The 14,063-nt window shown below is 60.5% G+C and carries 12 protein-coding genes; 3 read left to right on the forward strand and 9 right to left on the reverse strand.

All coding sequences use genetic code 11. The features are described from left to right. Positions 1-22: 22 nt before the first annotated feature. A complete protein-coding gene (gene mgrA, locus AB4O11_RS09740) occupies positions 23-1,060 on the forward strand; it encodes an L-glyceraldehyde 3-phosphate reductase (protein WP_034148469.1) in 1,038 nt (345 codons plus the stop codon). A 211-nt stretch (positions 1,061-1,271) separates the two neighbouring features. On the opposite strand, the gene tauD is transcribed toward mgrA, so the two are convergent. The 7 genes from tauD to AB4O11_RS09775 all read right to left on the reverse strand — a co-directional run bounded on the left by tauD (position 1,272) and on the right by AB4O11_RS09775 (position 9,907). Then, entirely contained in the window at positions 1,272-2,114 is an 843-nt protein-coding gene (tauD, locus tag AB4O11_RS09745; RefSeq protein WP_093440615.1) for a taurine dioxygenase, read from the reverse strand. 143 nt (positions 2,115-2,257) lie between these two features. After that, positions 2,258-3,097: a taurine ABC transporter permease TauC gene (gene tauC, locus AB4O11_RS09750; RefSeq protein WP_102899603.1), complete on the reverse strand. Its 840-nt coding sequence runs from the start codon at positions 3,095-3,097 to the stop codon at positions 2,258-2,260. Beyond that, positions 3,094-3,888: a taurine ABC transporter ATP-binding subunit gene (tauB, locus tag AB4O11_RS09755; protein ID WP_460130533.1), complete on the reverse strand. Its 795-nt coding sequence runs from the start codon at positions 3,886-3,888 to the stop codon at positions 3,094-3,096. The genes tauC and tauB overlap by 4 nt, the downstream gene beginning before the upstream one ends. A 16-nt stretch (positions 3,889-3,904) precedes the next feature. After that, positions 3,905-4,882 (reverse strand): taurine ABC transporter substrate-binding protein, encoded by a 978-nt coding sequence (gene tauA, locus AB4O11_RS09760; RefSeq protein WP_460130535.1) that lies wholly within the window; start codon positions 4,880-4,882, stop codon positions 3,905-3,907. 463 nt (positions 4,883-5,345) lie between these two features. Next, on the reverse strand, positions 5,346-6,929 hold the full coding sequence (gene gshA / locus AB4O11_RS09765) for a glutamate--cysteine ligase (RefSeq protein WP_460130537.1): 1,584 nt from the start codon (positions 6,927-6,929) through the stop codon (positions 5,346-5,348). Between the two features lie 270 nt (positions 6,930-7,199). Next, on the reverse strand, positions 7,200-7,583 hold the full coding sequence (locus AB4O11_RS09770) for a PaaI family thioesterase (RefSeq protein WP_053116527.1): 384 nt from the start codon (positions 7,581-7,583) through the stop codon (positions 7,200-7,202). Then, on the reverse strand, positions 7,583-9,907 hold the full coding sequence (locus AB4O11_RS09775) for a Tex family protein (protein ID WP_093440637.1): 2,325 nt from the start codon (positions 9,905-9,907) through the stop codon (positions 7,583-7,585). Before AB4O11_RS09775 ends, AB4O11_RS09770 begins: the two co-directional genes overlap by 1 nt. 357 nt (positions 9,908-10,264) lie before the next feature. Here AB4O11_RS09775 and ompR point away from each other — a divergent pair, with 357 nt between their 5' ends. Both ompR and AB4O11_RS09785 read left to right on the forward strand, forming a co-directional pair. Next, a complete protein-coding gene (gene ompR, locus AB4O11_RS09780) occupies positions 10,265-11,005 on the forward strand; it encodes an osmolarity response regulator transcription factor OmpR (RefSeq protein ID WP_095123420.1) in 741 nt (246 codons plus the stop codon). 113 nt (positions 11,006-11,118) lie between these two features. Continuing rightward, positions 11,119-12,432 carry an ATP-binding protein gene (locus AB4O11_RS09785; protein ID WP_016986270.1) on the forward strand — a complete coding sequence of 438 codons (1,314 nt, stop codon included), beginning with the start codon at positions 11,119-11,121 and terminating at the stop codon, positions 12,430-12,432. Positions 12,433-12,674: 242 nt separating this feature from the next. On the opposite strand, the gene rimK is transcribed toward AB4O11_RS09785, so the two are convergent. Beyond that, positions 12,675-13,580, reverse strand: a complete 906-nt coding sequence (gene rimK / locus AB4O11_RS09790; protein WP_007949201.1) for a 30S ribosomal protein S6--L-glutamate ligase — start codon at positions 13,578-13,580, stop codon at positions 12,675-12,677. After that, positions 13,577-14,056 carry a retropepsin-like aspartic endopeptidase RimB gene (rimB, locus tag AB4O11_RS09795; protein WP_456107225.1) on the reverse strand — a complete coding sequence of 160 codons (480 nt, stop codon included), beginning with the start codon at positions 14,054-14,056 and terminating at the stop codon, positions 13,577-13,579. Before rimB ends, rimK begins: the two co-directional genes overlap by 4 nt. Positions 14,057-14,063 lie beyond the last annotated feature (7 nt).

Consider the following 14,063-nt stretch of genomic DNA (forward strand, 5'->3'; position numbering starts at 1 on the left):
AAGACAGACAAGAGAGGATTCGATGACTTACACCGCTGCCGAAAACCGCTACGACTCCATCCCTTACCGCCGCGTCGGCCGCAGCGGTCTGGTGCTGCCGGCGTTGTCGCTGGGTCTGTGGCACAACTTCGGTGACAGCACGCCGATCGACACCCAGCGCGCCTTGTTACGCACCGCGTTCGACCTGGGCATCAACCACTTCGACCTGGCCAACAACTACGGCCCGCCCTACGGCAGCGCCGAGATCAATTTTGGTCGTCTGCTGCGCGAAGACTTCAAGCAGTACCGCGACGAGCTGATCATCTCCAGCAAGGCCGGTTGGGACATGTGGCCCGGCCCTTACGGCCAGGGCGGCGGTTCGCGCAAATACGTGCTGGCCAGCCTCGACCAGAGCCTGCAACGGCTCGGTCTGGACTATGTGGATATCTTCTATTCGCACCGCTTCGACCCGGACACCCCGCTGGAAGAAACCGCCAGCGCCCTCGCCACTGCCGTGCAACAGGGCAAGGCGTTGTACATCGGTATCTCGTCGTATTCCGGGGTAAAAACCCGCGAGATCGCTGCGCTGTTGAAAGAGTGGAAAGTACCGCTGTTGATCCATCAGCCGGCGTACAACCTGCTCAATCGCTGGGTGGAAAAAGACCTGCTGGATACCACCGATGAACTCGGCACGGGCGTGATTGCTTTCACTCCGTTGGCGCAAGGTCTGCTCACCGACAAATACCTCAACGGCGTGCCGGCGGATGCGCGGGTCAATCGTCCGGGCGGCGGTTCGTTGCAGGCTTCGCACCTGTCTGATGCCAACATCGCTCATGTGCGCGCATTGAACGAGATCGCCAAGCGTCGCGGCCAGAGCCTGGCGCAACTGGCGCTGGCGTGGACGTTGCGGGATCCTCGGGTGACCTCGGCACTGATTGGGGCGAGCCGGCCGGAGCAGATTATCGAGAACGTCGGGGCGTTGAAGAATTTGAGCTTCAGTGCTGAGGAATTGGCGGAGATTGACCGGTTTGCCCAAGAGGGTGGGATCAATCTTTGGGAGAAGCCTTCGACGGCGGAGTGATGAAGATTGGGTTTGGTCAGCAAGATCCATCCCCCTCACCCCAGCCCTCTCCCCCGAGGGGGCGAGGGGGAAAGGGAGCCGATCTTCATGCTTTTCAAAACTTGAATTCAACCCGACATTTCAGGTCGATGTAGCTAGTACAAACACCTCGGTCAGTTCCCTCTCCCTCCGGGAGAGGGTTAGGGTGAGGGGCTTTTGCCTTTAAAAGGACTCAGCGAAAAAACGGCACATCGCCCAACACCGTCGCCCGTTGCATCACCCGCCGCGCCGGCCGATAATCATCCACCGCGTAATGCTGCGTCACGCGGTTATCCCAGAACGCAATGTCGTCCTGCTGCCAACGCCAGCGAATGGTGAATTCCGGTCGCGTTGCATGGGCGAACAGAAACTTCAGAATCGCCTCGCTCTCGGTTTCCGACAGCTCATTGATCTTCGACGTGAAGCCTTCATTGACGAACAACGAACGCCGCCCGCTGACCGGATGCGTACGAATCACCGGGTGCGACAGCGGTGGATTCTTGCGTCGGGCCTCTTCCCACTGCGCCAACGCTTCCGGCGTATTGCCGTAGCGCTCCAGCGGAAACGAGCGAGTGAAATCGTGAGTCGCGGTCAGCCCTTCGAGCAAGGCTTTCATTGGCGCCGACAGCGCTTCGTACGCAGCAATCCCGCTGGCCCACAGCGTGTCGCCACCAAATTCCGGCAACAGCTTTGCACTGAGCACCGCGCCCATCGCCGGCGTCGGCAGGAAGGTCACGTCGGTGTGCCAGATCGCGTTGTCGCGCACGTCGGTGACGGCGGTGTCGAGGATCAACACTTCCGGTTGTTCCGGTACGTTCGGGTAGATCGGGTGAATGTGCAGATCACCGAAGTACGCGGCGAAACGCGCTTGTTGCGGCGGTTCGATTGGCTGGTTGCGGAAGAACAGCACTTGATAATTGAGCAGCGCCTGCTCGATCGCGTCGCGGTGTTCCAGGGTCAACGGCTGGCTGATGTCGACGCCACTGATCTGTGCGCCGAGGGCTGAGCTTAATGGGGTGATATTGAGGCTGCTCATGGTCTTTCTCTTCGAATTCGGGGTTCAAGCTTTTGTAGGAGTGAGCCTGCTCGCGATTGCAGACTGGCAGTCAATGCTGTGGTGAATGACACACCGCAATCGCGAGCAGGCTCGCTCCCACAGGGGAAGTTTCACAGGGCGATTTAGTGGGCCTGGCCGTGCCACGGCACCAGTTTGCGCTGCAGGGCGCGCAGGCCCATTTCCATGGCGAAGGCGATCAGGGCGATGACCAGAATCCCCAGCACCACCACATCGGTGACCAGGAACTGCGCAGCCGACTGCACCATAAAGCCCAAACCGCTGGTGGCCGCGATCAGTTCAGCAGCAACCAAGGTCGACCAACCAACGCCCAGACCAATACGCACACCCGTGAGAATGTCCGGCAGAGCGCTCGGCAAAATCACATGACGAATCAGCTGCACGCGAGTCGCGCCCAACGACTGCGCGGCACGCAATTTCGCCGGATCAACCGTGCGCACACCGGTCGCCGTGGCAATGGCGATCGGCGCGAAAATCGCCAGATAAATCAGCAGCACTTTCGACAACTCGCCGATGCCGCACCAGATCACGATCAGCGGCAAATAGGCCAGCGGTGGAATAGGGCGATAGAACTCGATCAGCGGATCAAGCACGCCACGGGCGATGCGGTTGGCGCCAATGGCAATGCCCACCGGCACGGCGGTCAGGATCGCAAAACCGAGGCCCAGACCGATGCGGCTCAGGCTTGCGCCGAGGTGCTGCCACAACGTTGAATCCATGTAACCGGTAGTCGCCAGCAACCAGCCCTTTTGCAGCACGGCGGACGGTGGCGGCAGGAACAGCGGCTCGATCAATCCAGTGGCTGTTACGGCCCACCAGATTGCCAACAACGCGAACAGCGTCAGCAGGCTGATCCAGCGAGTGCTGAGGCTGCGACGTACAGGAATGGCCGCCGAAGCGCTGACCGGTTTTACCGCAGCCGAGGAAACGTCGTAACTGCTCATGCGCGCTCCTGCCGTTGCCCGGCGCTGCGTTGCGAGAACACTTTGCTCAGCACGTGTTCGCGGGTTTCGATAAAACTCGGATCGGATTTGATCGCCCGGGCGGATTCACCGGCGGCATAACGCTGACCGAAATCCAGATGCAGGCGCTCAACGATCTGCCCCGGATTCGGTGCGAGCAGAATCAGGTCAGTGGCGAGGAAAACCGCTTCTTCAATATCGTGGGTAATCAGGAAAACCGGTTTGGCCGTGCGCTGCCAGACTTGCAGCAACAGCTCTTGCATCTGTTCGCGAGTGAACGCGTCGAGGGCACCGAAAGGCTCGTCCATCAGCAACACGCGCGGATCAGCGGCGAGGGCGCGGGCGAGGCCAACACGTTGTTTCTGGCCGCCGGAGAGTTGCCAGATGCGGCGACTTTCGAACCCTGAAAGATCAACCAGCGCGAGCATTTCACGGGCGATTTTTTCGCGTTTGTCCCGGGCGATACCGGCCAGTTCGAGACCGAACGCGACGTTCGCCAGCACGTCCTGCCATGGCAGCAACGCATCATCCTGGAACACCACGCCCCGTTCGGCGCTCGGGCCTTTGACCGGCACACCGTCGAGGGTGATGCGCCCGGCGCTCGGCTCGACGAAACCGGCAATCAGGTTCAACAGCGAAGTCTTGCCACTGCCGGACGGGCCGAGGGCCACCAGCAATTGCTGAGGCCCCAGGGTCAGAGAAATATCCGCCAGCACCGGTGTCGGGCTGCCCGGGTACTGTGCGCTGATGCGCTCCAGCTGTAGCAAGGCCATCGCGGTTAACTCCTGGTCAGTTGGTGATGTATTTGGCGCTGACGTATGGCGCATAGTCCGGCAGAACCGCTTCGACCTTGCCTTGCTCCTTGAGGAACGCGGCGGTGTCAGTGATGGCTTTGGTGGTCGGCGCGCCGAGGCTGACGACCTGGTCCGCCGCCAGCGGGTAGACGTTGCCTTGCAGCAACAGCGGAATGTCGCTGGCCTTGGCGCCGGAGAGTTTCACCAGTTTGTCGACGTTGGACTGATCGGCGAGCCAGGCTTTCGGGTCTTTGCGGTAGTCGGCGTAGGCGTCGAGGGTGACCTTGGCGAACGCGGTGACGATTTCCGGGTGCTTCTCGGCGAAGTCTTTGCGCACGATCCACGCATCGAAGGTCGGCGCGCCAAACTTGGCCAGTTCGCCGGAGGTGATCAGCACTTTGCCGTTTTCCTTGGCCACGCCGAGTGCCGGATCCCACACGTAGGTGGCGTCGATGTCACCGCGTTTCCACGCGGCAATGATCGCTGGCGGGGCGAGGTTGAGCACGGTGACCTTCGACGGGTCGATGTTCCAGTGCTTCAGCGCGGCGAGCAGGCTGTAGTGACCGGTCGATACGAATGGCACGGCGATTTTCTTGCCGATCAGATCCTGTGGCGTCTTGATGCCGGAACCGTCGCGCGCGACCAGTGCTTCAGCGGCGCCGATCTGCGTGGCGATGAGGAAAGTTTCGACCGGGACTTTGCGCGTGATCGCGGCGGTCAGCGGGCTCGAACCAAGGTAGCCGATCTGCACGTCACCAGAGGCGATGGCGGCGATGATGTCGGCGCCGTTGTCGAACTTGCGCCAGGCGATGTCGGCTTTGGTGGCTTTTTCGTAGGCGCCGTCGGCCTGGGCGACTTTCGCCGGGTCAACGGTGGTTTGGTAGGCGACGGTAAGGTCGGCGGCCTGGGCCAGAAAACTCGCGGCAGCCAGGGAGGCTACGGCGAGCAGGCGAAGCGGGAAATTCAGTTTCATTGAACAGCTCCATATCAGGCGACCGAGCGTCGGCGTGAAAGGAGACTAAATGATCTAAGAATCAGTAAATAAATAACTTTTTAGAATGAGCTTATGAGCGGAAAAATCTAAGGCTTGGTGGGATTGGGGGGGGTAGATCGTTCCCACGCTCTGCGTGGGAATGCAGCCGGTGACGCTCCGCGTCACCTGGACGCAGAGCGTCCCTTGAGGCGTTACCACGCGGAGCGTGGGAACGATCAGAATTGTGGATATTTCGGATCTTGCGTTCGGCGTTAGATCTTTGCCCCCTCACCCCAGCCCTCCCGAAACGTCGGACCGCCCCCAAGGGGGCGAGGGGGAAAGGGGGCCGATCTCTGTGCTTTTCAAGGCCTGATTTCGGCTGGATATTTCAAGTCGGCGTACTTCGTATCAACACCGCGGTCAGTCCCCTCTCCCTCTGGGAGAGGGCTAGGGTGAGGGGCTTTTAGTTGCTGATTGCGAGAATGCTTGCCTGATACGACCCGACGAATACGTCGAAATCACCGACTTCGTTCTGCTCCAGCTCAGCCTGCGCTGCCAGAGAAGTACGCGCCAACTCCTCAAACTTCGCCTGCTCATCCGCCACCAACGGCTCGCTACGGAAGAACTCCGCATGCGCCTGACTCTGACGCAACGAGAACTGCGCAAAGCTTTCCTTGTGCTCTGCCATCGCCGCCAGCACTTGCGCCGAAGGTGTCAGGGACGGATCGCTGACCTTGGCCAGTTGCGCGTCCAGCGCCTTGCTATGGGCATCGCCGCCATGGCTCTGATCCAGCAACGCCGCCAGTGGAGCGATCTGCTCCAGCAGTTCGGCCGCCCAGGTCTTCATCTCGACCGGTTCACCGTCACGCTGCAATTGCAGGCCTGGACGACGACCTTCCTTGACCACGCTGAGGAAGTTCGAGGTGGCGTTGCCGCACGAGGTGTTGGTCAGCAACGGGCTGTCGCTCAGCGCGCAGAACAGCAGGAACGCATCGAGGAAGCGCGACTCGGTGAGGTCGATGCCCATCGGCAGGAACGGGTTGATGTCCAGGCAACGCACTTCAACGTACTGAATGCCACGGGCCACCAGCGCCTGAATCGGCCGCTCGCCGGTGTAGGTCACGCGTTTCGGGCGGATGTTGGAGTAGTACTCGTTTTCGATCTGCAGGATGTTGGTGTTGAGCTGCACCCACTCGCCATCCTGGTGCGTGCCGACTTCAACGTACGGCGCGTACGGCGTGGCCACGGCTTTGCGCAGACTGTCGGTGTAGCTTGCCAGATCGTTGTAGCACGGCGTCAGGCCGGCCTGGGCGTTGCTCTGATAACCGAGGTCGCTCATGCGCAGGCTGGTCGCGTAGGGCAGATACAGCGTGTCCGGATCAAGTTGTTCCAACTGATGCGACCGACCGCGCAGGAAGCCTGCATCCAGCGCCGGCGAGGCACCGAACAGGTACATCAGCAACCAGCTATAGCGGCGGAAATTACGGATCAGCGCGATATAGGACGTCGACTGGAAATCGCGATCCGTGCCGACAAAACCTTCGGTTTCGCGCAGCAGTGGCCAGAGCTTTTCCGGCAGGGAGAAATTGTAGTGAATCCCGGCGATGCACTGCATGGTCTTGCCGTACCGCAGGGCCAGGCCCTTGCGGTAGACGTACTTGAGCTGACCGATGTTGGAGGTGCCGTAGTAGGCTATCGGGATGTCTTCCTCGGCCGGCAACGGGCACGGCATCGATGGACTCCACAGGTACTCGTTGCCGAGTTTGCTGTAGGCAAAACGGTGAATCTTGTCCAGGCTCGCCAAGGTATCAGCCGGGTCGGGCAGGGCGGGCGTGATGAATTCCAGCAGCGACTCGGAGTAGTCGGTGGTGATTTGTTCGTTGGTCAGCGCGGAACCCAAGGCTTCGGGGTGCGGCGTTTGCGCCAGGCGACCTTCGCTGGTCACGCGCAGGCATTCACGTTCGATACCGTGCAGGCACTGCTCGAGCAGAGAGAGGTTAGCGCGCTCGCCGAGCAGAGCCAGGCGGCGGTTGAGAAGTTCGCTCAATTTGGATTCCTTCACGCGTCAGTCGCCCCAATATGGGGGTGGGCAAGACGGTCTACAAGGGTGAAGTTGAAACTGGCGTTTTCGCCTGGTTTTATAGCGGCAGGCCATTTGCCGGTCAGTCAAGAACTGCACAATCCCTGTGGGAGCGAGCTTGCTCGCGAAGAGGGTTTATCAGCCAACATTTCGGTTGCCTGACACACCGCCTTCGCGAGCAAGCTCGCTCCCACAAGGTTCGTTGCGCCGAAATTAACTCAAAATGATGACCGGTAGCTACAGGACAGCGAACGTGCCTTGCGCTTTTGCGACCAGTTTGTCGCCCTGCATCACGTCGGCTTCGACCACCAAAGTACGTCGGCCCGGGTGAATCACCCGCGCCGTGCACATGACCTCACCGTCGGAAACGGCGCGGATATAGTTGATCTTGCACTCGATGGTCGCGCTCTGCTGATCGAAGCCATGAGTGCTGGAACAGGCCAGCCCCATGGCGATATCGACCAGACTGAACAGCGCGCCACCGTGTAATTTGCCGCCGCGATTGCGCAGTTCCGGTTCCAGCACCAGGGCGACTTGCGCCACCCCGGTTTCCAGGCTGTGCAGGCGGCAGCCCAACAGCTTGAAAAACGCGCTCTCGACGAGCCCGGCCGGAATCTCCATCAGCGTTTCTTCAACTGCTTGGCATTGGCGAACAGCGAGGCCATCGCATTGTTCACTGGCGCTGCGGTCGCGGTTTCCTTGCGTGGTGCGTTGTTCGAAGGCTGGCGTTGCGCTGAGCCCGGACGCGAGCCACGGGCGCCGTCGATTTTCTCGCCCGGGGTGTCGCCCATGCGCATCGACAGGCCAACACGTTTGCGCGGGATGTCGACTTCCATGACCTTCACTTTCACTACATCACCGGCCTTCACCGCTTCACGCGGATCCTTGATGAATTTCTCCGACAGCGCCGAGATGTGCACCAGACCGTCCTGATGCACGCCGATGTCGACGAAGGCACCGAATGCGGTCACGTTGGTGACAACGCCTTCGAGGATCATCCCCAGTTGCAGGTCTTTGAGGTCTTCAACGCCTTCCTGGAACTCGGCAGTCTTGAACTCCGGACGCGGGTCGCGGCCCGGTTTTTCCAGCTCTTGCAGGATGTCGGTGACGGTTGGCAGACCGAAGGTCTCGTCGGTGAATTTCTTCGGATCCAGACGCTTGAGGAACCCGGCATCGCCGATCAGCGAGCGAATATCGCGGTCGGTTTCAGCGGCAATGCGCTGCACTAGCGGGTAGGCTTCCGGGTGAACGGCCGACGAATCCAGCGGGTTGTCGCCGTTCATCACGCGCAAGAAACCGGCCGCCTGTTCGAAGGTTTTTTCGCCCAGACGCGCGACTTTCTTCAGCGCTGCGCGGGTTTTGAACGCACCGTGTTCGTCGCGGTGCGTGACGATGTTTTGCGCCAGCGTCGCGTTGAGGCCGGAGATCCGCGCCAACAGCGCCACCGAAGCAGTGTTCACATCAACGCCAACGGCGTTCACGCAGTCCTCGACCACAGCGTCCAGACCACGCGCCAGTTTCAACTGCGAAACGTCGTGCTGGTACTGGCCGACACCAATGGATTTCGGATCGATTTTCACCAGCTCGGCCAGCGGGTCCTGCAAGCGACGGGCAATCGATACCGCGCCACGGATCGACACGTCGAGGTCCGGGAATTCCTTGGCCGCCAGTTCCGACGCCGAGTACACCGATGCACCGGCCTCGGAAACCATGACCTTGGTCATTTTCATCGCTGGGTATTTTTTGATCAGCTCGATCGCCAGTTTGTCGGTTTCGCGGCTGGCGGTGCCGTTGCCGATGGCGATCAGGTCAACCGAATGCTTGGCGCACAGGGCGGCCAGAATGGCGATGGTCTGATCCCATTTGTTGTGCGGCACGTGCGGGTAAACCGTGGCGTGATCGAGCAGTTTTCCGGTCGAGTCGACCACGGCGACCTTGCAGCCGGTACGCAGGCCCGGGTCGAGACCCAGTGTTGCACGCGGGCCGGCCGGGGCGGCCAGCAGCAAGTCGTGCAGGTTGTGGGCGAAGACGTTGATCGCTTCGGTTTCGGCGCCGTCACGCAGCTCGCCGAGCAGGTCGGTTTCCAGGTGGGTGTAGAGCTTGACCTTCCAGGTCCAGCGCACCACTTCGCCGAGCCATTTGTCGGCCGGGCGGTTCTGGTTCTGGATGTTGAATTGCTGGCCGATCATGCCCTCGCACGGGTGCATGGTGCCCGGCAGTTCGTCGCCGACTTTCAGCGCGGAGCTGAGGATGCCTTCGTTGCGGCCACGGAAAATGGCGAGCGCACGGTGCGACGGCATGCTTTTCAGCGGTTCGTCGTGTTCGAAGTAATCGCGGAACTTGGCGCCTTCCTCTTCCTTGCCAGCGATGACGCGGGCACTGAGGGTCGCTTCCTGTTTCAGGTAGTTACGCAGTTTCTCCAGCAGGCTGGCGTCTTCTGCGAAGCGTTCCATGAGGATGTATTTGGCGCCTTCGAGCGCAGCCTTCACGTCGGCCACGCCTTTTTCGGCATCGACGAAGCGTGCGGCTTCGGTTTCCGGGGTCAGGTTGGGGTCGTTGAACAGGCCATCGGCCAAGTCGCCGAGGCCGGCTTCCAGGGCGATCTGGCCCTTGGTACGGCGCTTCTGCTTGTACGGCAGGTACAAGTCTTCGAGGCGAGTCTTGGTGTCGGCGAGTTTGATGTCGCGCTCGAGGGCAGGGGTGAGTTTGCCTTGCTCTTCGATGCTGGCGAGGATGCTGATGCGCCGTTCGTCGAGTTCTCGCAGGTAGCGCAGGCGCTCTTCCAGATGACGCAACTGGGTGTCATCGAGGCTGCCGGTGACTTCTTTCCGGTAACGGGCGATGAAGGGAACGGTAGAGCCTTCATCGAGTAGCGCGACGGCCGCTTCGACCTGTTGTGGGCGTACGCCGAGTTCCTCGGCAATGCGGCTGTTGATGCTGTCCATAAAACCACCTGACATATTGTGAAATCAGGCTCGCAGGCACGGAAATAAAGGCCCGGAGTCTGGTTGAGCGGCTAGAAAATTGCCGCTGCCTGGGTCAAAAGGCAGCCCATTGACCCGTGAAATCGAACAATTACTGCGCGCGGCAGGAAAAAAGCCTGCCACCTGCGGTAACGATTCAGACGTTGCCTGGCACAAAACGCCGCGCATTATAACCAGCGTTCTGTCATTCGGGGGCGTCGCAGTCTGTAGGCATAAACCCCGGTTTTCTGGCAGTGAAGGAAAAATCTGCTAACAATGCACACGGTGCGTATAACGGCAGCTACGCCATAATGCGCGCCGAGCTAAAAGGAGCATCCAATGAGCAGCACTGCACAAACTGCTGAAGGCGAAAAAATTCTCATCGTTGACGACGATCCGGGCTTAAGCAGCCTGCTGGAACGTTTTTTCGTCAGCAAGGGCTATCGCGCCCGTACCGTACCGAACACCGAGCAGATGGATCGTCTGCTGTCGCGTGAAGTTTTCAATCTGGTCGTCCTCGACCTGATGCTGCCCGGTGAAGACGGTCTGACCGCGTGCCGGCGTCTGCGGGCCGCGAACAACCAGATCCCGATCATCATGCTCACCGCCAAGGGCGATGAGATGAGCCGTATCAAGGGTCTGGAACTGGGCGCCGACGATTATCTGGCCAAGCCGTTCAACCCGGACGAGCTGATGGCGCGGGTCAAAGCTGTTCTGCGTCGTCAGGCCGCACCAGTACCGGGCGCGCCGGGCAGCGAAGACGAAAACGTCACCTTCGGTGATTACGTGTTGTCGCTGGCCACCCGCGAACTAAAACGCGGCGACGAAGTGCACATGCTCACCACCGGTGAGTTTGCGGTACTCAAGGCCCTGGTGATGAACGCGCGTCAGCCGCTGACCCGCGACAAACTGATGAACCTGGCCCGTGGCCGCGAGTGGGATGCCCTCGAACGTTCCATCGACGTGCAGATTTCCCGTCTGCGCCGCATGATCGAGCCTGATGCATCGAAGCCGCGCTATATCCAGACTGTCTGGGGTGTGGGCTACGTGTTCGTACCGGATGGCGCCGCCACCAAGTGATCGGCGATTTGTAGGAGCGGGTCTGCAGGTTTTGGTCGAACGGCCATGCCCGCAGACTCGCAATCCGCAATATGCGAGCATTGCTCGCTCCTGCAAGTGTGTAGCGGTTATAGATGAAAACCCCTGTCTGGTTCCCCCAAAGTTTTTTCTCCCGCACCCTTTGGCTGGTGCTCATCGTCGTGCTGTTTTCCAAGGCGCTGACCCTGGTTTATCTATTGATGAACGAGGACGTGCTGGTGGATCGCCAATACAGCCATGGCGTCGCCCTGACGCTGCGTGCCTATTGGGCTGCGGATGAAGAGAACCGCGCAAAGATTGCTGATGCGGCGACCCTGATCCGGGTGGTCGGCGCCGGTGTGCCGGAAGGCGAACAGCACTGGCCGTACAGCGAAATCTATCAGCGACAAATGCAGGCGGAGTTGGGCGCCGACACTGAAGTGCGTTTGCGCATGCACTCGCCGCCAGCGTTGTGGGTGCGTGCGCCGAGCCTCGGTGATGGCTGGTTGAAGGTGCCGTTGTATCCGCACCCGTTGCGTGGCCAGAAAATCTGGAACGTGCTCGGCTGGTTCCTCGCCATCGGCTTGCTCTCGACAGCCTCTGCATGGATTTTCGTCAGTCAGCTCAACCAGCCGTTGAAACGTCTGGTGTATGCCGCCCGGCAGCTTGGTCAGGGTCGTAGCGTGCGGCTGCCGATCAGCGATACACCGAGCGAGATGACCGAGGTCTATCGCGCTTTCAACCAGATGGCGGAAGACGTCGAACAGGCCGGTCGCGAGCGTGAATTGATGTTGGCCGGCGTGTCCCACGACTTGCGCACACCGTTGACCCGCTTGCGGCTGTCGCTGGAATTGATGGGCGACCGAAATGACCTGACGGACGACATGGTCCGGGACATCGAAGACATGGATGCGATTCTCGACCAGTTTCTCGCGTTTATTCGCGATGGTCGTGACGAGTCGGTGGAGGAGGTGGATCTGACTGATCTGGTGCGCGAGGTGGCGGCGCCTTACAACCAGAATGAAGAGAAAGTGCGTTTGCGTCTGGAGCCGATTCAGCCGTTCCCGCTGCGTCGGGTCTCGATGAAGCGCTTGCTGAATAACCTGATCGGCAACGCCTTGAACCATGCCGGTGGCAGCGTTGAGGTAGCCGCTTATGTGTCCGGTGACGTCAGTGCGCCGTATGTGGTGCTGAGCGTGATGGACCGAGGCGCGGGGATTGATCCTTCGGAACTTGAAGCGATTTTCAACCCGTTTACCCGAGGCGATCGTGCCCGGGGCGGTAAGGGCACCGGCTTGGGGTTGGCGATTGTGAAGCGGATTGCTTCGATGCATGGCGGCAATGTTGAATTGCGCAATCGGTCCGGGGGTGGACTGGAAGCGCGGGTGCGGCTGCCGTTGGGATTGATGCTGCCGCGGGATGCTGTGTAGATCAAAAGCCCCTCATCGGAACGCCGCCCGCCCAGCCCTCTCCCCGAGGGAGAGGGAGCTGACCGAGGTGTCTGGCGTTATACATCGACCTGAAAGACTGGGGCGATTGTGGATTCGGCACAGCAGGATCAGGTCGGCGTAGTTCTTCAATATCCCCCAATCAGTCCCCTCCCCCTTCGGGAGAGGGTTAGGCGGGCGGCGTTCCGATGAGGGGCTCTTGCTCTTAGCTCTAGCTCTTCGCTCTAGCCCTTGCCTTTGGTCCGGGTCATATTCGGCCCGCCATTCTTCTCAAGATGTTCAATGATGATCCCCGCCACATTCTTGCCGGTAGTGGTCTCGATCCCTTCCAGCCCCGGCGACGAGTTCACTTCCATCACCAGCGGCCCGTGATTGGAACGCAGGATATCCACACCCGCCACCGCCAGGCCCATGACCTTGGCCGCGCGCAATGCGGTCATGCGCTCTTCCGGGGTGATCTTGATCAGGCTGGCGCTGCCGCCACGATGCAGGTTGGAGCGGAACTCGCCCGGCTTGGCCTGACGCTTCATCGCTGCGATGACCTTGTCACCGACCACGAAGCAGCGAATATCCGCACCGCCCGCTTCCTTGATGTACTCCTGAACCATGATGTTCTGCTTCAGGCCCATGAACGCCTCGATCACCGATTCGGCGGCGGTCGCGGTTTCGCACAACACCACACCGATGCCCTGCGTGCCTTCCAGCACCTTGATCACCAGTGGCGCGCCGTTGACCATGTCGATCAGGTCGGGAATGTCATCCGGCGAGTGAGCAAAACCGGTCACCGGCAGACCGATGCCGCGCCGCGACAGCAGTTGCAGCGAACGCAACTTGTCCCGTGAACGGGCGATGGCCACCGATTCGTTGAGCGGGAACACCCCCATCATTTCGAACTGACGCAACACCGCGCAGCCATAAAACGTCACCGACGCACCGATCCGCGGAATCACCGCGTCGAAACCCTCCAGCGGTTTGCCGCGATAGTGGATCTGCGGCTTGTGGCTGGCGATGTTCATGTAGGCGCGCAAGGTGTCGATCACTACCATTTCATGCCCGCGCTCGGTTCCGGCTTCGACCAGACGGCGGGTGGAATACAGACGCGGGTTCCGCGACAGCACAGCGATCTTCATGCAACACCTGTGGAAGAGGTAGATACCGGGAACACCGGCTTGTCTTGTACATACTTGATGCCCGGATTGACGACCAGATGGCCATCGATCAGGGCTTTGGAACCGAGCAACAGGCGATAGCGCATGGACTTGCGGCAGGCGAGGGTGAACTCGATCGGCCAGACCCGATCACCCAGGGCCAGAGTGGTGCTAATCACATAGCGCTCCTGGGCATGGCCGTTGGAGCTTTTGATGGTTTTGCGCGTCACCAGTAGCGCTTCGCAGCGGCGGTGACGCAGTTGCACCACCGTGCCCAGGTGCGCGGTGAAACGTACCCACTTCTGGCCGTCGCGTTCGAACGGCTCGATGTCGGTGGCATGCAGGCTGGAGGTGCTGGCGCCGGTGTCGATTTTCGCTCGCAGGCCTGCGACTCCCAAATCCGGGAGCGCCACCCACTCGCGCAGACCGACAACGGTCAAATGGTCAAATGTCTTCAATAGAAAA

This window comes from Pseudomonas sp. H1_D05 (genome assembly GCF_054682705.1).

Excerpts from the sequence above, each read along its gene's own strand:
- mgrA (WP_034148469.1), top strand. The coding sequence starts at position 23 with ATGACTTACACCGCTGCCGAAAACCGCTACGACTCCATCCCTTACCGC.
- tauD (WP_093440615.1), bottom strand. The coding sequence starts at position 2,114 with ATGAGCAGCCTCAATATCACCCCATTAAGCTCAGCCCTCGGCGCACAG.
- tauC (WP_102899603.1), bottom strand. The coding sequence starts at position 3,097 with ATGAGCAGTTACGACGTTTCCTCGGCTGCGGTAAAACCGGTCAGCGCT.
- tauB (WP_460130533.1), bottom strand. The coding sequence starts at position 3,888 with ATGGCCTTGCTACAGCTGGAGCGCATCAGCGCACAGTACCCGGGCAGC.
- tauA (WP_460130535.1), bottom strand. The coding sequence starts at position 4,882 with ATGAAACTGAATTTCCCGCTTCGCCTGCTCGCCGTAGCCTCCCTGGCT.
- AB4O11_RS09770 (WP_053116527.1), bottom strand. The coding sequence starts at position 7,583 with ATGGAGATTCCGGCCGGGCTCGTCGAGAGCGCGTTTTTCAAGCTGTTG.
- AB4O11_RS09775 (WP_093440637.1), bottom strand. The coding sequence starts at position 9,907 with ATGGACAGCATCAACAGCCGCATTGCCGAGGAACTCGGCGTACGCCCA.
- ompR (WP_095123420.1), top strand. The coding sequence starts at position 10,265 with ATGAGCAGCACTGCACAAACTGCTGAAGGCGAAAAAATTCTCATCGTT.
- AB4O11_RS09785 (WP_016986270.1), top strand. The coding sequence starts at position 11,119 with ATGAAAACCCCTGTCTGGTTCCCCCAAAGTTTTTTCTCCCGCACCCTT.
- rimK (WP_007949201.1), bottom strand. The coding sequence starts at position 13,580 with ATGAAGATCGCTGTGCTGTCGCGGAACCCGCGTCTGTATTCCACCCGC.